The sequence below is a fragment of the Microbacterium esteraromaticum genome (assembly GCF_017303215.1).
Taxonomy (GTDB): Bacteria; Actinomycetota; Actinomycetes; order Actinomycetales; family Microbacteriaceae; genus Microbacterium; species Microbacterium esteraromaticum_C.
Genome location: NZ_JAEMWU010000001.1, coordinates 1,242,883 through 1,258,983, shown reverse-complemented (window position 1 = coordinate 1,258,983; position 16,101 = coordinate 1,242,883). Strand labels below are relative to the sequence as shown.

Sequence of the window (16,101 nt, the reverse complement as noted above, 5' to 3'; positions counted from 1 at the left end):
CTAGGCAAATGGCGCGCAAATGGCGCTAAGCAATCGATGCGATGCCGCATCACGGAAGGACGCTTCACAATGACCCGTGAACTCACCCACTTCATCGGCGGCGAGCACGTCGCCGGCACCTCCGGTCGTTTCAGCGACGTGTACGACCCGTCCACCGGCGAGGTGCAGGCGCGCGTGCCGCTCGCCACCGCGGCCGAGGTGCAGGCAGCCATCGCGAACGCCGAAGAAGCGCAGATCGCGTGGGGTGCGACGAACCCGCAGAAGCGGGCACGGGTGCTGCTGAAGTTCCTCGAACTGATCGCAGAGGCGGCCCCGGAGCTGGCCAAGACGCTGTCCCGCGAGCACGGCAAGACCTACGAGGACTCGCTGGGCGACATCCAGCGCGGGGTCGAGGTCATCGAGTTCGCCGCAGGCGCACCCCACCTGCTCAAGGGCGAATACTCCACGGGCGCGGGCACCGGCATCGATGTCTACTCGATGCGTCAGCCGCTCGGCGTCGTGGCGGGCATCACCCCGTTCAACTTCCCCGCCATGATCCCGCTGTGGAAGATCGGCCCGGCGATCGCCGCGGGCAACGCGTTCATCCTCAAGCCCAGCGAGCGCGACCCCTCGGTCCCGCTGCGCATCGCGGAGCTGTTCCTCGAGGCGGGCCTGCCTGCCGGTGTGCTGAACGTCGTCAACGGCGACAAGGAATCCGTCGACGCGATCCTGCACGACGACCGTGTGCACGCGGTGGGCTTCGTCGGCTCGACCCCCATCGCGCAGTACATCTACGAGACGGCCGCACAGAACGGCAAGCGGGCGCAGTGCTTCGGCGGTGCGAAGAACCACATGATCATCATGCCGGATGCCGATCTCGACCAGGCCGCCGACGCCCTGATCGGCGCCGGCTACGGCTCGGCCGGTGAGCGCTGCATGGCGATCTCGGTCGCCGTCCCGGTGGGCCGTCAGACCGCGGATGCCCTTGCCGTCAAGCTCGCCGAGCGCGTCGTAGCACTGCGCGTCGGCCCCGCACTCGCCGAAGGAGTGGACTACGGCCCGCTGGTCTCGGCCGACGCGCTCGCCCGCGTCGAGGGATACATCCAGAAGGGCATCGACGAGGGGGCTCAGCTGCTCGCCGACGGCCGCGGGTACACCGTCGAGGGCTACGAATCGGGCTTCTATCTCGGCCCGACCCTGTTCGACCACGTCACCACCGACATGACGGTGTACAAGGAAGAGGTGTTCGGCCCGGTGCTGTTCATCGCCCGCGCCGACGACTTCGAGCAGGCACTCGCAATGGCCACCGATCACGAGTACGGCAACGGCGTATCGATCTTCACCCGCGACGGCGACGCGGCTCGCGACTTCGCTGCGCGCGTGAACGTCGGCATGGTGGGCGTGAACGTGCCGATCCCGGTACCGATCGCCTATCACACGTTCGGCGGCTGGAAGAAGTCCGGATTCGGGGATCTGAACCAGCACGGCCCCGATGCCTTCCGCTTCTACACGAAGACCAAGACAGTGACCAGCCGCTGGCTCTCGCACGATCTCAAGGAAGGCGCGAGCTTCGTCATCCCGACGATGCACTGATCATGTACGCGACACTGACGACAGAAGAGCGCACCGCGCTCGTCGACGCCGTGCGCGACTTCGCGACCGCGCGGCTCGCACCGCACGCCGCGAACTGGGATGCCGACAAGCACTTCCCGGTCGACGCCCTGCAGGATGCCGGAGAGCTCGGCCTCGGCGGCATCTACGTGCGTGAGGACGTCGGCGGCTCCGGCCTATCGCGTCTCGACGCGGTGGCGATCTTCGAGGAGCTCGCAAAGGGCGACACGACGATCGCCGCCTACATCTCGATCCACAACATGGTGGCGTGGATGATCGATGAGTTCGGTGATCAGCAGCAGCGCGAGCAGTGGCTTCCCGGACTGGTCGCGATGACCGACCTCGGCAGCTACTGCCTCACCGAGCCCGGCGCCGGATCGGATGCCGCGGCGATCACCACGACGGCGACCCGTGACGGCGACGAGTACGTGCTCAACGGCACCAAGCAGTTCATCTCCGGCGCGGGCACCTCGGCGGTATATCTCGTGATGGCGCGCACCGGGGCATCCGATTCCGGCGCGCGCGGCATCAGCGCGATCCTCGTGCCCGCGGATGCGGCGGGCCTCTCGTTCGGCCCGAACGAGAGGAAGATGGGGTGGAACGCCCAGCCCACGCGACAGGTGGTCTTCGACGGCGTCCGCGTCCCGGTGACCAATCGCCTGAGTGAAGAGGGCGAGGGCTTCGCCATCGCCATGAAGGGCCTCAACGGCGGGCGGGTGAACATGGGCGCCTGCTCACTGGGTGGGGCGCAGTGGACGCTCGACCGGGCCATCGCCTATGTGAAGGACCGCGAGGCGTTCGGCGCCCCGCTCGCGGCGAACCAGTCGATCGTGTTCGCGTTGGCCGACATGGAGACCGATCTGCAGGCGGCCCGTGCGCTGCTCTCGCGCGCGGCGGCCCAGATGGACGAGAAGTCGTCGGATGCCGCTTCCGCCTGCGCACTGGCCAAGAGGTTCGCCACCGACGCAGGGTTCCGGGTCGCCAATGAGGCGCTGCAGCTGCACGGTGGCTACGGCTACCTGCACGAGTACGGCATCGAACGCGTGGTCCGCGATCTGCGCGTGCACCAGATCCTCGAGGGCACGAACGAGATCATGCGGCTGATCGTGGGCCGCGGGCTGCTGGCGGGCGCACGATGACGGCGGATGCCACACCGGACGTGCTGATCGAACGGCGCGGGCGGGTCGGGGTGATCACCCTGAACCGCCCGCGCGCGATCAACGCCCTCACGCACCCGATGGTGCTCGCGATGCGCGCGGCCCTGGATGGCTGGGCGCAGGACGACTCGGTTCGGACGGTCGCGATCACGGGTGCGGGCGAGCGCGGCCTCTGCGCGGGTGGCGACATCGTCAGCCTGTATCACGACGCCCGCTCGGGTGACGGCGCCGCCTCGGCCGCGTTCTGGTACGACGAGTACCGACTCAACGCGCAGATCGCCCGGTACGACAAGCCGATCGTGGCGGTCCAGGACGGCATCGTGCTGGGCGGCGGGATCGGCATCTCGGCGCACGCCTCTCACCGTGTGGTCACCGAGCGCAGCTCACTCGGGCTGCCCGAGGTGAGCATCGGCTTCGTCCCCGATGTCGGTGCGACCTGGCTGCTCGCGAATGCGCCAGGACACCTGGGCACGTTCGCGGCGCTCACCGCCGCAACGCTGAATGCCGCGGATGCGATGTTCCTGGGCCTGAGCGATGCGTACGTGCCCTCCGAGCGGATTCCGCGACTGCTCACCGCCCTGGAGAGCATGGAAGCGGGTGAGGCCGTGCTGCTGCTCAGCACGGACGCAGGTGCTCCCCCGTTGGCCTCGGCGCGCGAGTGGATCGACGCCGCGTTCGCCGCCGACTCGATCAGCGGCATCGCTCACCGGCTGCGGATGACCGGCGGGGCGGATGCCGACCGCGCAGCCGCTGCGATGGCTCGGCAGTCGCCGATGGCGCTGGCCGTGACCCTGGAGTCGCTGCGTCGCGCCGCGACGCTCGACACTCTGGAGCAGGCGCTCGGGCAGGAGTACCGCGTCTCCCGTCACGCGCACGCGGCACCCGACTTCGTCGAGGGTGTGCGCGCACAGGTCATCGACAAGGACCGCCGGCCGCGCTGGCAGCCCTACAACGAACAGGACCGCGCGCTGGTCGACGCGTACTTCGCGCCGCACGGCGATCACGACCTGCTACTCACCACCGCACTCACCTCCTGAAGGGGACCCCTCATGTCTGACATCGCTTTTCTCGGTCTGGGCCACATGGGCGGCCCGATGGCCGCCAATCTCGTGGCGGCCGGGCACCGTGTTCTCGGTTTCGATCCCGTCTCGGCCGCGCGCGATGCCGCACGCGCGAAAGGGATCGAGGTCGCCGCCGATCCGAATGCCGCCGTGGCCGGCGCCGAGATCGTCATCACCATGCTCCCGACGGGCGCTCATGTGATCGCGGCCTACCAGGGCGACGAGCACACTCCGGGCCTGCTCGCCTCGGCATCCCCGGGCACGCTCTTCCTGGACTGCTCGACGATCGCCGTCGATGAAGCACGCCGCGCGCACGACCTCGCGCTGACGGCCGGGCACCGTGCGGCGGATGCCCCGGTGTCCGGTGGTGTGATCGGCGCGCAGCGCGGAACACTGGCGTTCATGGTCGGCGGCAGCGACGAGGACTTCGCCGCGGCGCTCCCGGTGCTGCAGATCATGGGCGAACGGATCGTGCACTGCGGCGGATCCGGCCTGGGGCAGGCGGCGAAGGTGTGCAACAACATGATCCTCGGCATCACGCAGATCGCGGTCGCTGAGGCCTTCGTCCTCGGGGAGCGGCTCGGGCTGGGCCATCAAGCGCTGTTCGATGTGGCGTCCAACGCCTCGGGCCAGTGCTGGGCCCTGACCACGAACTGCCCTGTACCCGGCCCGGTCACCACGAGTCCGGCGAACGACGACTACCGACCGGGGTTCGCCGGCGCCTTGATGTCGAAGGATCTGGGCCTGGCCGAGGCCGCGATCGCACTCACCGGTGTCGACGCCCAACTCGGCATCCACGCGCGCGACATGTTCCGTGCGTACGCCGAAGGCGATGGTGCGCACCGGGACTTCTCCGGCATCATCGAGATGATCCGCGCGCAGAGCTCATCGATCGACGGCTGACGGCCGCCCGTTCGATCACAGCGGATCCGGCGGTGCGACGGGGTCGCTGAAGTCCCCCTCGCTCTTGCGGAACCGTGCCAGGATCCGCACGAGCTCCAGAGTGTCGTCGTCGGGCATTCCCGGCTCGGTGAAGACGGCGTTGAGGGCGACGGTGGCTTCTTCGATCAGTTCGCGCCCCGAGGGCGTGAGCACGACCATCGCGGCCCGGCCGTCCTCGGGGTGCGGAGCGCGCTCGACCAGGCCGTCGCTCACCAGCCGGTTCACCGCGTTCGTGACGCTCGTCGGATGCACCTGCAGGCGGGCGATGACGCTCGCCATCGGCATCCGCCCCTCCCGGGTGAACGCGAGCAGGCGCAGCATCTCGAATCGCGCGAACGACAGGTCGAACGGCTTGAGGGTGCGCTCCACTCTGGTGAGCATGAGCTGCTGTGCGCGGATGATGGAGGTCACGGCCGACATCCCCGAGGCGGCATCGGCCCACCCGTGAAGCACCCACTGCCGCTTCGCTTCGGCGATCGGGTCGACGGGTAACGGTTGGCGCTTGTTCATCGGGACTCCTTCACGTTCACGCTATCGCGTGTCGTGGATGCTCACGCGGAGCCCCTCGCGCACGTCACGCGGCGGTCGTCAACGCCTCGATCTGTGCCTGCAGCGCGATCACGCGTCGGGCGTGCACGACGTGGAGGTGCTCGATCATCTGACCGTCGACCACAGTGACGCCCTCGCCCGCGGCCTCGGCCTGCGAGAAGGCATCGATGACCTCATGCGCCCGCTGCACATCAGCCGCGGAAGGGCCGAAGGCCGCGTTGGCCGGCCCGATCTGCGCGGGGTGCACCAGTGTCTTGCCGTCGAAACCCAGCGCACGCCCCTGGGCGGCCTCGGCGACGAAGCCCTCGGTGTCCCGCACGGCGTTGTAGACCCCGTCCAGAACCGCCTTGCCCGACGCCCTGGCCGCAAGGATCGTGTGCGACAGCGACGAGAGCACGGGCATCCTCCCCGGCACATGCAGCGCACCCAGATCGTTCACGAGGTCGTTCGTGCCGATCACGAGTCCCTCGATCCGGTCGCTCGGTGCGGCGATCTCGGCGGCGGCCAGCACCGCGCGCGGGGTCTCGATCATGACCCACAGCCTCAGCGACTGCGGCGCATCGAGCTCGTCAAGGGCATCCGCGAGTCGCGCGGCCTCGTGCGGTGAGTCCACCTTCGGAACCAGAACCCCGTGCGCAGGCGTCGCTGCGACAGCGCGCAGGTCGTCCCAATGCCAGGACGTACCGCGAGCGTTCACGCGCACCAGAACTTCGCGAGGGCCGAAGGCCCGGGATTCGATCGCGGCGCAGACGCGCGTGCGCGACGCTTCTTTCTCTGCCGGCGCCACGGCGTCCTCGAGATCGAGAATGATCATGTCAGCGGCTAGACCAGTGGACTTCTCCAGGGCCCGGGAGTTCGCACCGGGCACGTACAGAGCAGAGCGGCGAGGACGAACGATCTCAGACATGGCATGCTCACTTTCATTGTGATTCGCTGATTTTTCAGGCTTCTGCGCCGGATGTCCACCCGAGGTTCAAGACTTGACCACCACGCACCCTCGCCCTATCTTCGATTGTATCCAGATCGCATCGGTGATGCCATCGCCGAAGAACGAGAGACAAGGTCGTCTGATGACTGAAGCACCCGCCCCCGAAGCGCCGGCGCCGCTGCGCTCACTGCTCTTCTGCCCGGCCGACAACGAACGCCGGGTGCAGAAGATGAACGAGATCCGCCCCGACGCCGCGGCCCTCGACCTCGAGGACGCCGTCGCCGACGCCAACAAGACCGCGGCACGAGCACTGGCCAGAGCGGGCATCGCGAGCATCCCCGACGTGCGCAGCTACGTCCGGGTCAACCACCCGTCGACCGGGCGCACGCAGGCCGACATCGAGGCCGTCATCCAGCCCGACCTGAACGGCATCGTCCTGCCGAAGGTCGAGGACGTCGAGACGGTGCGCGCCGCAGACGAGTGGATCGGCGAGGCGGAGCGCTTGCACGGTGTGGCCCCGGGGTCGACGCGGATGCTGATCCTCATCGAGTCGGCGCTGGGCATCGCCGACGCACGACAGATCCTCGCGGCGAGCCCCCGCATCGAGACGGCGATCTTCGGCGCGCACGACTTCATGCGCGACCTCGACATCGATGGACTCGACCACTCCGACAGCGCGGAGGAGCTGCTCTACGCGCGCTCCGCACTGGTGTTGGCGGCGCGCGCGGCGGGCGTCTCCAAACCCCTCGACGGCCCCTTCATCGCGTTCCAGGAGGACGAGCGTTTTCTCGCGATGTGCCGCCAGGCACGGCAGTTCGGGTTCCGCGGCAAGATGCTCATCCACCCGAACCAGGTACCCCTGAGCAACCGTGGGTTCGAGGCGTCTGACGCCGAGAAGGCGAACGCCCGTATGATCCTCGAACTGTTCGCCGCCGCAGAGGCAGCCGGCTCGGGGGCCATCGTGCACGATGGCCGACTGGTCGACTACGCGATCGTGGAGCGCGCCGAGAAGATCCTCGGGGTCTGATCGAGCGAGTGCTCACCACCACCACGAAGCCCCTTTCGCCTGCGTTCAGGCGAAAGGGGCTTTCGGCATCTACGGACAGCTACCGGTCAGACGGCGCCGGCGGCGCGCAGCTCGCCGATTCGGGCCTCGTCCAGTCCGAGCCACGACGCGTAGATCTCGGAGCTGTCGGCGCCGAGCTCGCGCCCGAGATGCTCGACTCGTCCCGGCGTGACCGACAACCGGGGCACGGGCGCCTGCACACGCATACTGCCGAGGTCGGCATCCGGCATCCGCACAAAGGTCCCACGCGCCTGGTGGTGCGGGTCGGCGAGAAGCTGCTCGGCGTCGTAGACCGGGGCGACGGCGACCTGCTCGTCGGCGAAGATGCGCATGACGTCATCGAACGGGTGCGCGCCGATCCAGTCGGCGACCATGGCATCGATCTCGTCGGCGCGCTGCAACCGCTGCTGCGGATCGGCGTAGGCGGGGTCGTCGACCAGCTCCGGTCGACCGATGGCCTTGTAGACGCGCAACGCGATCGACGGGGCACTGCCCGACATCACGATCCACCGCCCGTCCTGGGTCTTGTACGTGTTGCGCGGCACGGTGATCGCCCAGCGGTTGCCCGTGCGCGCCGGGTTCTCGCCGAGCTGGTCGAAGGTCAGCACCGACTGCTCGAGCAGCCGCGCCAACGGCTCGACCAGATTCACATCGATCTTCTGCCCGCCACCTCCGCGCACGTCGCGGTGGTAGAGCGCGATCAGCACGGCGTACACCGCGTTCAATGATGCGACACCATCCGCCAGCATGAAGGACGGCAGCGTGGGCGGGCCGTCGGCCTCACCCGTGGTGTGGGCGAACCCGCTCATCGCCTCGCCCAGCGTTCCGAACCCCGGACGGTCGGTGTCGGGGCCACCCTCGCCGAATGCGGTGATGTGCAGGTAGATCAGGTGCGGATGCGTCTCGCGAAGCGACTCGTAGTCGAGCCCCCACTTCTCGAGCGTGCTCGGCCGAGTGTTGAAGATGATGACGTCGGCCTCACCGGCGAGCTGCTTGAGCAGCTCCTGCCCCGCGGAGGTGCGCAGATTCGCGGTGACGGGCTTCTTGTTGCGCGCGACGCTCTTCCACATCAGGCCGACGCCGTCCTTGCGCACGCCCCAGGCGCGCAACGCGTCGCCGGCGTTCGGGTCTTCGACCTTGATCACCTCGGCACCGAACTCGGCCAGATAGGTGGCCACCAGGGGTGCGGCGGCGAGCGAGGCCGCGTCGATCACGCGCAGGCCTGCGAGTGCGCTCGTGGGCGTCGTGCCTGTCATGGGTATCTCCTCACGTGGGAAGGCTGGAAATCCTCATGCTAGAACTTCTGGATACAATTTGCCAGCATTCCGTGCCAAACCCGCCGGATGACCCGATCTCGCGAGGAATCTCCCGACTTTCATTGAAACTCAACGCCGCGTCGGTCATGATGGGGATCACCCAGAGGTAAGACCACTGGCATCCACTGACCCGAGAGGACACACGCATGGCAAAGGTCGCTGTCGTCGGATGCGGAGCCATGGGCTCTGTCTATGCCGGCTTGATGCAAGAAGCCGGTCACGAGGTGCACGGAGTCACGCTGTGGACCGACCACGTCGCCGCGGTGAACGAACGCGGGCTGCGCGTGTACGGCGACAGCGGCGACCGCACGGTACGCCTCGCGTCGATGTCAACGACGACCGAGGGCATCGGCACCTGCGATCTGGTGATCATCGCGACCAAGGCGTACGACATCGCCGCCGCAGCGCAGTCGGTGGCACCGCTGCTCGCCGAGCACACGATCGTTCAGACCGTGCAGAACGGGCTCGGTTCCCCGCAGATCGCTGCGGAGCACATCGATCCCGACCGCATCGCCGTCGGTGTCGTCGGCGGATTCGGGGCATCGGTGCCGACGCCCGGAGAGGCTCACCACAACGGTCGCGAGATCACGCGGTTCGGCTCGTACCGCGGACTCTCCCGTGAAGCGCTCGAGCGAGGCGGAGAGGTGTGGACCAGCGCAGGCTTCGGCGTGGCACTGTTCGACGACCTCGACCAGATGGTGTGGGAGAAGCTGATCATGAACGCGGCGTTCTCGGGAACCTCGTTCCTGACCGGCCTGCCCATCGGTCGCATCATCGACACGCCCGCCGCGTGGGAGATCGGCGGCGGGTGCGCACAGGAGGCGATCGACGTCGCGTCAGCGCTGGGCGTCACCCTCGATGTCGGCGACCCGATCGAGCACATCCGGCACCTCGGCACCAGAATCGGCGACGCCTACCCGTCGGTGCGGCTGGACGGCGTGCTGCGACGGCGCAGCGAGATCGATGCGATCAACGGCGCGGTCGCCCGCGAAGGGCGCCGCGCCGGAGTGCCGACGCCGATCAACGACATGGTCGTCACGCTCGTGCACGCCACCGAGAGCGCCTACATCCACCTGGCGGATGTGACCCGCGTCGGCTGACCGCCCGGCAGATCAGCCGACACCCACCGCTTCGCGCGCGAGCAGGCGCTGCTTGACCTCCAGCCCCCAGGCGAAACCGCCGAGCGTCCCGTCGGCGCGCAGCACGCGATGGCACGGTACGAACAGGGCGGGTGCGTTGCGGGCACAGATGGATGCCGCCGCGCGCACCGCCTGGGGGCTGCCGAGCTCGACCGCGAACTCGCTGTAGGTCAGCGGGCTGCCCGGCGTGATCCGCCGCAGCGCCTCCCAGCCGGCCCGCTGCAGCTCGGTGCCGTGCTGGCGCACGACGACGCCGTCGATCGCCGACAGGTCGCCCGCGTAGTACGCGCGGGCCGCGCCGGCAGCATCCGTCGCCCCCTCCGCGATTCCGTCAGGGCGCAACGACGGGTGCACCCGCGCGACGATCTGGGCGTGATCGGCGCTCCAGCCAGAGGCGAGCACGCGCTGCCGGGCGTCGGCGAGGATCGTCAGGGCACCGTCAGGGGTGTCGATGGTCTGGATGAGAGCGGTCATGAGGACTCCTTCGGGATCGTCTTCGTCTGGCGCGGCGCGCGCACGGGCGACGCGCGCCAGAGGTGCGCGGTGAGGTAACTGCGCCAGGGCGCCACCCGCGTAGCCCACTCGGCGAGGGGCTTCGCCTCGCCCGGTAGACCGGAGGCGGCAGCTCCGGCGCGCATGGCGACATCGCCGGGCAGGAACACATCGGGGTCGCCGATCACCCGCATGCGCACATAGTCCGCCGTCCACGGTCCGATACCCGGCATCGCGAGCAGCCGTTCCCGTTGCTCGGCCGTGTCGTCGCCGACCGTGAGGGTCAGCGACCCGTCGGCGAGGGCCGCCGCTGCCCCGGTGATCGCGCGGATGCGCGCGGCGGGGCCGCGCAGCACGTCGGTACCGTGCTCGGCGATCGCAGCCATGGTCGGGAACAGCATTCCGCCGTCAGCGGTGCGCTCCCCCAGGTGCTCGACCAGCGCCGTCAGCGCCGTGCGCGCGGCCGCGACGGTGATCTGCTGGCCGACCATGGCACGGATGAGCATCTCGTGCGGGTCGGCGGCGCCGGGCACGCGGATGCCGGCGAGTGCCGCGACGCGGGGCGCGAGCTGCGGATGCGCGCTGAGCGCCTCGTCAACGGCCTGCGGATCGGCGTCGAGGTCGAACAGTCGCCGCGCGGTCGAGACGAGCGGGGCGAGGTCTCCCAGTCGGGTGACACGAGCACGCAGACGCAACTGCCCTTCTGGGGTCTGCCGCACCTCGAGATGTGCGGGTCCGCCGGGCATCCGCAGGTTCCGCGCGAAGGACGTCGCCGTGGCGACCTCCATCCCGGGCAGCGCACGGTCGGCCATCCAGGCGAACACGCCACCGGCATCCATCGGCGCGCGATGCGGCAGCAGCAGGTCGATGGCTCCGCTCTCGGCGCCGATGGCGCCGCGACGCCGGGCCCGCAGCTCGCCCGGAGTCATCGCAAAGACCTCGCGGATCGTGTCGTTGCACTGGCGGATGCTGGAGAAGCCGGCCGAGAAGGCGACCTCGGCAACCGGCAGATCGGTGCCGACCAGCAGCATGCGAGCGGTATGCGCACGGTGCGCACGAGCCAGGGCGAGAGGGCCGGCGCCGAGTTCGGCGTTCAGCAGGCGGGTGAGATGCCGGGGCGAGTATCCCAGACGCTGCGCGAGCCCCGGCACGCCCTCGTGCTCCACCGTTCCGGCGGCGATCAGCCGCATCGCCCGCGCGGCCACGTCTCCGCGCAGGTTCCATGCCGGCGAGCCCGGAGCCGCCTCGGGCAGGCAGCGCTTGCAGGCCCGGTACCCCGCTTCGTGCGCGGCGGCACTGGTCGGGTAGAACGTCACGTTCTCGGGCTTCGGGGTGCGCGCGGGGCAACTCGGCCGGCAGTAGATGCCGGTCGAGCGCACCGCTGTGACGAACTGCCCGTCGAACCGCGTGTCGCGCGCACTGATCGCCCGGTACCGCTCGGCGTGCTCGGTTGTGAGGCTCATACGTCCATCGTGACACGCTCACGACCGCCGGGCTGGCGGAAATCGGACACGACAGTACGGTCTGTTCGCGCTGCTCTCGGACGAGTGCTCAGCGAGCGTCGAGGTGGATGCCTGCGAGCATGCAACGCACGGAACCGCCGGCGAGCTCGATCGGCGCGACATCGACGGGTACGATCCGGCACGATGCCGACAGTGTCTGCACCTGCTCATCGGTCAGGCTGCGATAGCCGGTCTCGGAGATCACCAGCATCCGCTCGCCGCCGCGCCCACGCAGTTCCAGCGCGTTCCCCGCGAACGAGGCGACCTGCTGAGCCGTCAGCTCGATCAGCGTGCGCCCGGTCTCGCGGATGCGCCGCGCGATCTCGTCGCGGCGCGCGTCGCCGACGATCGCGTCCAGCCCGATGAGGGCGATGTCGGTGCCGATGCACATCATGACGTTGGTGTGATAGATCGGCACCCCGTCGGGGTCGACCGCATCGAAGACGACCGGTTCATACCCGAACACCGTGCAGAAGCGCTCCACGAGCACCGGGTCGCAGCGGTTCGAGCGCACCGCATAGGCGATCCGTGAAACGTGGTCGAGCACCATCGCTCCGGTGCCCTCAAGGAACAGGTCGTCGGGTTCGAGCCCCGAGTAGTCGATGACCTCCTGCACCCGGTACTGCGCCTTGAGCATCTCGATGATGTCGGCACGACGCTCACCTCGCCGGTTCGGCGTGTACATGGGGTACACCGCGACCCGGCCGCCGGCGTGTGTCGAGAACCAGTTGTTCGGGAAGACGCTGTCGGGGTGGGCGTCGCCCTCGTCCTCGAACACGTGCACGCGCACACCCGCCTCGGTGAGACGCTCGGCGACCTGCGTGCACACGTCGTACGCCTCGCGCGAGACGTCGTGGTCGGCGGGACGCTGGAAGGTGTTGTCGGCGGCCGTCTGCGGGTTCGGACGGAATCGGTGGGGACGGATCATCACCACCGCGCCCGGCGCCTGCGCCGAAGCTGCTCTCACGCCAGTGCGGGCGCGGCGGCGCCCTCGGCGACGAGCGCGAAGAGGTTCTTGGGGTCTTCGGGCTCGGCGATGATGTCGACCTCGGTGTAGAAGTCGGTACCCTCGATCGCGGCGGCGAGGTAGCGCAGGGCCGAGAAGTCCTCGACGGCGAAGCCGACCGAGTCGAACACCGTGATCTGGTCGGCGGATGCCCGACCCGCGGCCTCGCCGCGCAGCACGCGCCACAGCTCGGTGACGGGGTGCTCGGGGTCGAGCTGCTGGATCTCGCCCTCGATGCGGGTCTGCGGCGGGTACTCCACGAAGATCTCGGCGCGGTGCAGAATACGGGCGTCGAGCTCGGTCTTGCCCGGGCAGTCCCCACCGATCGCGTTGATGTGCACGCCGGGGCCCACCATGTCGTCGGTGAGCACTGTGGCGTTGGCCTTGTCGGCCGTGCAGGTCGTGATGATCTGCGCACCCGCGACCGCCTCGGCGGCACTCGACGCACGCACGATCTCGAAGCCCAGCGGGCGCATGTTGCGCGCGAACACGTCGAGCGCGTTCGGGTCGGTGTCCCACACACGCAGGTGCGTGATGCCCAGTAGAGCGCGGAAGGCCAGAGCCTGGAACTCGGCCTGGCTGCCGGTGCCGATCATGGCCATCGTCGTGGCATCCGCCGGAGCGAGCACGCGGGCGACCATCGCAGACGTCGCGGCGGTGCGCAGTGCCGTGAGGATGGTCATCTCGGTCCACAGCGTGGGGTAGCCGCTGTCGACGTCGGCCAGCACACCGAAGGCGGTAACGGTCTGCAGGCCCCGCCCGGGGTTGCTCGGGTGGCCGTTGACGTACTTGAAGCCGTACTGCTCGCCATCGCTGGTCGGCATCAGCTCGATCACGCCGATGTCGGAGTGGCTGGCGACGCGTGCGGTGCGGTCGAACTGCTCCCAGCGGCGGAAGTCCTCCACGAGAGTGTCGGCGATCCCCTCGATGGCACGCTCGATACCGGTGCTGATCAGCCAGCGGCGCATGTTCGGAACATCGACGAAACGGACCATCGCCCATCCTCTCTCTCGTGGAGATCCCAATCTACGAGGCCCGCGATGGCACTTTCAATCAGCAACCTGGATCATTTGCATCGCAGATCATGCAATCTGATTAGTCAGGATGTAAGTTCTGAAGAATGAGTTCCCTCGATGACCTCGATCGCCGCCTGCTGTCTCTGCTGCGCGCGAACAGTCGCGAGTCGGTGGTCAACCTCGCCCGCCGCCTGGGCGTCACCCGTGCCACCGTCGACAGCCGCTTGAAGCGGCTCGTCGAGAGCGGGGTGATCGTCGGTTTCTCGGTGCGCGTACACGACCCTGCCGAGACCTCGATCGTGCGGGCCATCATGCTGATCGCCGTCGAGGGTCGCAACACCCGAGAGGTGATCCGCAGCCTGCGGGGCGTGCCGCAGATCGCGTCGCTGCACACCACCAACGGGCGGTGGGACCTGGTGGCCGACATCAGCTGCGACAGCCTGGCCTCATTCGACGAGACGCTGAGCGTCATCCGCGGCATCGATGGCATCCGCGACAGCGAGACGAGCATCCTGCTGAGCTCCGCGACGATCTGATCCGCCGCCTCACCGCGCCCTGCCTCCACCCCGGCCGGCCCCTATCGCCGACACCCCCAGTACACGCCGAGACCCCCTGCTGCAGGCGCCTGCAGCAGGGGGTCTCGGCGATAGATAGGGGTGTCGGCGGGCTGACCCGGGGAGCGTCAGACTCCGAGCCCCGCGTGAGTCAGTGGAAGAAGTGACGCTCGCCGGTGAAGAACATCGTCACGCCCGCCTTGCGAGCCGCGTCGATCACCTCGGCGTCGCGCACCGATCCACCCGGCTGCACGATCGCCGTGATCCCGGCGTCGATGAGCACCTGCGGTCCGTCGGCGAACGGGAAGAACGCATCGGATGCCGCCACCGAACCGGCTGCCCGGTCACCGGCGCGCTCGACCGCGAGGCGGCACGAGTCGACACGGTTGACCTGCCCCATGCCGACGCCGACGGTCGCGTTGCCCTTGGCCAGCACGATCGCGTTCGACTTGACGGCGCGGCACGCCTTCCACGAGAAGATCAGGTTCTCCATCTCGGCGTCATCGGGGCGCTCGCCCGAGACGAGCTCCCAGCCCTTGGCGACCGAGAAGATGTCGTCGGGGAACCGGTCGGCGTCCTGCAGCAGCAGACCGCCCGAGACGAGACGCACGTCCATACGCTCCTGCTGCCAGTCGTCGGGCAGCTGCAGCAGACGCAGGTTCTTCTTGGCCTTGAAGACCTCCAGTGCCGCCGGCTCGAAAGCGGGGGCCACGATCACCTCGGTGAAGATGTCCTTGAGGTTCTCGGCCATCTTCAGCGTCACGGTGCCGTTCGCCGCGATCACACCGCCGTACGCCGACACCGGGTCACACTCGTGGGCGCGCAGGTGCGCGCTGGCGATCGGGTCGAGCGCGTTGGGAGCGGTCGTGGCGATACCGCACGGGTTGGCGTGCTTGATGATCGCCACCGCGGGCAACACCATGTCGTATGCGGCGCGCAGCGCGGCATCCGCATCGACGTAGTTGTTGTACGACATCTCCTTGCCCTGCAGCTGCGTGGCCTGGGCGATGCCGTGACCACCCGCGCGGGTGTAGATGGCGCCGCGCTGATGCGAGTTCTCGCCGTAGCGCAGCGTCGCCAGGCGCTCGGCCTTGACGGTGAGGTGCGCGGGCAGATCGCCGGCCTCGGCGAGGGTGCCCTCGGCGAACCACTGCGCGACCGCGGAGTCGTAGTTGGCGGTGTGCGCGAACGCGCGGGCGGCGAGTTCGCGGCGCTGCACGAGCGTCGTGCCGCCCTCTGTCACCGATTCGATGATCGCCGGGTACGACTCGGGCGAGACGACGATGGCGACGTTGGCGTGGTTCTTGGCCGCGGCGCGCACCATCGCGGGGCCGCCGATGTCTATCTGCTCGACGATCGCGTCGGGCTCGGCACCGGATGCCACCGTCTCGACGAACGGGTACAGGTTGACCACCACGAGTTCGAAGGGCTCGATGCCGAGGTCGGCGAGCTGGCTCTCGTGGTCCTGCAGGCGCAGGTCGGCGAGCAGGCCGCCATGCACGTTCGGGTGCAGCGTCTTCACGCGGCCGTCGAGCATCTCGGCGACACCGGTGACGGCGGCGACGTCGGTCACCTCGTGCCCGGCGTCGCGGATGGTCTGTGCGGTCGAGCCGGTCGAGACGATCTCGACACCGGATGCCGCCAGCGCGGCGGCCAGTTCGAGCAGGCCGGACTTGTCACTGACCGACACCAGCGCGCGCCGGATCGGGACCAGGTCGCGGTCGCGGTACAGCGAGGGGTCAAGGCGGGGGCCGGCCATGAGGGTGCTCCTTCGTTCGTGCGG

At 68.9% G+C, this 16,101-nt stretch carries 15 protein-coding genes; 7 read left to right on the top strand and 8 right to left on the bottom strand.

Annotated elements, in window-relative coordinates:
• Nucleotides 1-69 precede the first annotated feature (69 nt).
• The 4 genes from JF543_RS05690 to mmsB are packed head-to-tail and all read left to right on the top strand — an operon-like array spanning nucleotide 70 to nucleotide 4,711.
• Nucleotides 70-1,572 carry a CoA-acylating methylmalonate-semialdehyde dehydrogenase gene (locus JF543_RS05690; RefSeq protein ID WP_206823104.1) on the top strand — a complete coding sequence of 501 codons (1,503 nt, stop codon included), beginning with the start codon at nucleotides 70-72 and terminating at the stop codon, nucleotides 1,570-1,572.
• Between the two features lie 2 nt (nucleotides 1,573-1,574).
• Nucleotides 1,575-2,729: an acyl-CoA dehydrogenase family protein gene (locus JF543_RS05685; protein ID WP_206823103.1), complete on the top strand. Its 1,155-nt coding sequence runs from the start codon at nucleotides 1,575-1,577 to the stop codon at nucleotides 2,727-2,729.
• A complete protein-coding gene (locus JF543_RS05680; RefSeq protein ID WP_206823102.1) occupies nucleotides 2,726-3,784 on the top strand; it encodes an enoyl-CoA hydratase/isomerase family protein in 1,059 nt (352 codons plus the stop codon). The genes JF543_RS05685 and JF543_RS05680 overlap by 4 nt, the downstream gene beginning before the upstream one ends.
• Before the next feature lie 12 nt (nucleotides 3,785-3,796).
• A complete protein-coding gene (mmsB, locus tag JF543_RS05675) occupies nucleotides 3,797-4,711 on the top strand; it encodes a 3-hydroxyisobutyrate dehydrogenase (RefSeq protein WP_206823093.1) in 915 nt (304 codons plus the stop codon).
• 15 nt (nucleotides 4,712-4,726) lie between these two features.
• Here the strand turns inward: mmsB and JF543_RS05670 are convergent, their stop codons facing one another.
• Nucleotides 4,727-5,260, bottom strand: coding sequence for a MarR family winged helix-turn-helix transcriptional regulator (locus JF543_RS05670; RefSeq protein ID WP_179411535.1), 534 nt, complete (start codon nucleotides 5,258-5,260; stop codon nucleotides 4,727-4,729).
• 64 nt (nucleotides 5,261-5,324) lie between these two features.
• Complete coding sequence (locus JF543_RS05665; protein WP_206823085.1) at nucleotides 5,325-6,206, bottom strand: HpcH/HpaI aldolase/citrate lyase family protein; 882 nt, start codon at nucleotides 6,204-6,206, stop codon at nucleotides 5,325-5,327.
• Nucleotides 6,207-6,369: 163 nt separating this feature from the next.
• Between JF543_RS05665 and JF543_RS05660 the strand changes: the two genes are divergently transcribed.
• On the top strand, nucleotides 6,370-7,254 hold the full coding sequence (locus JF543_RS05660; protein ID WP_206823083.1) for an HpcH/HpaI aldolase/citrate lyase family protein: 885 nt from the start codon (nucleotides 6,370-6,372) through the stop codon (nucleotides 7,252-7,254).
• A gap of 86 nt (nucleotides 7,255-7,340) precedes the next feature.
• Here the strand turns inward: JF543_RS05660 and JF543_RS05655 are convergent, their stop codons facing one another.
• Nucleotides 7,341-8,549: a CaiB/BaiF CoA transferase family protein gene (locus tag JF543_RS05655; RefSeq protein WP_179411538.1), complete on the bottom strand. Its 1,209-nt coding sequence runs from the start codon at nucleotides 8,547-8,549 to the stop codon at nucleotides 7,341-7,343.
• Between the two features lie 206 nt (nucleotides 8,550-8,755).
• On the opposite strand from JF543_RS05655, the gene JF543_RS05650 reads away from it, so the two are divergent.
• Complete coding sequence (locus tag JF543_RS05650) at nucleotides 8,756-9,709, top strand: ketopantoate reductase family protein (RefSeq protein WP_206823080.1); 954 nt, start codon at nucleotides 8,756-8,758, stop codon at nucleotides 9,707-9,709.
• 12 nt (nucleotides 9,710-9,721) lie between these two features.
• Here the strand turns inward: JF543_RS05650 and JF543_RS05645 are convergent, their stop codons facing one another.
• The 4 genes from JF543_RS05645 to JF543_RS05630 form a co-directional block, all read right to left on the bottom strand.
• Nucleotides 9,722-10,222, bottom strand: a complete 501-nt coding sequence (locus tag JF543_RS05645; protein WP_206823079.1) for a methylated-DNA--[protein]-cysteine S-methyltransferase — start codon at nucleotides 10,220-10,222, stop codon at nucleotides 9,722-9,724.
• On the bottom strand, nucleotides 10,219-11,703 hold the full coding sequence (locus tag JF543_RS05640) for a DNA-3-methyladenine glycosylase 2 family protein (protein WP_206823077.1): 1,485 nt from the start codon (nucleotides 11,701-11,703) through the stop codon (nucleotides 10,219-10,221). Before JF543_RS05640 ends, JF543_RS05645 begins: the two co-directional genes overlap by 4 nt.
• Nucleotides 11,704-11,791: 88 nt before the next feature.
• The gene (ctlX, locus tag JF543_RS05635; protein WP_206823075.1) at nucleotides 11,792-12,670 is read right to left on the bottom strand and encodes a citrulline utilization hydrolase CtlX; all 879 of its coding nucleotides are present in this window, start codon (nucleotides 12,668-12,670) and stop codon (nucleotides 11,792-11,794) included.
• A gap of 35 nt (nucleotides 12,671-12,705) precedes the next feature.
• Nucleotides 12,706-13,743 (bottom strand): ornithine cyclodeaminase, encoded by a 1,038-nt coding sequence (locus JF543_RS05630; protein WP_206820895.1) that lies wholly within the window; start codon nucleotides 13,741-13,743, stop codon nucleotides 12,706-12,708.
• 125 nt (nucleotides 13,744-13,868) lie between these two features.
• Here JF543_RS05630 and JF543_RS05625 point away from each other — a divergent pair, with 125 nt between their 5' ends.
• On the top strand, nucleotides 13,869-14,300 hold the full coding sequence (locus JF543_RS05625) for an Lrp/AsnC family transcriptional regulator (RefSeq protein WP_179411544.1): 432 nt from the start codon (nucleotides 13,869-13,871) through the stop codon (nucleotides 14,298-14,300).
• A gap of 169 nt (nucleotides 14,301-14,469) precedes the next feature.
• Here the strand turns inward: JF543_RS05625 and purH are convergent, their stop codons facing one another.
• Nucleotides 14,470-16,077 (bottom strand): bifunctional phosphoribosylaminoimidazolecarboxamide formyltransferase/IMP cyclohydrolase, encoded by a 1,608-nt coding sequence (purH, locus tag JF543_RS05620; RefSeq protein ID WP_179411545.1) that lies wholly within the window; start codon nucleotides 16,075-16,077, stop codon nucleotides 14,470-14,472.
• Nucleotides 16,078-16,101: the final 24 nt, after the last annotated feature.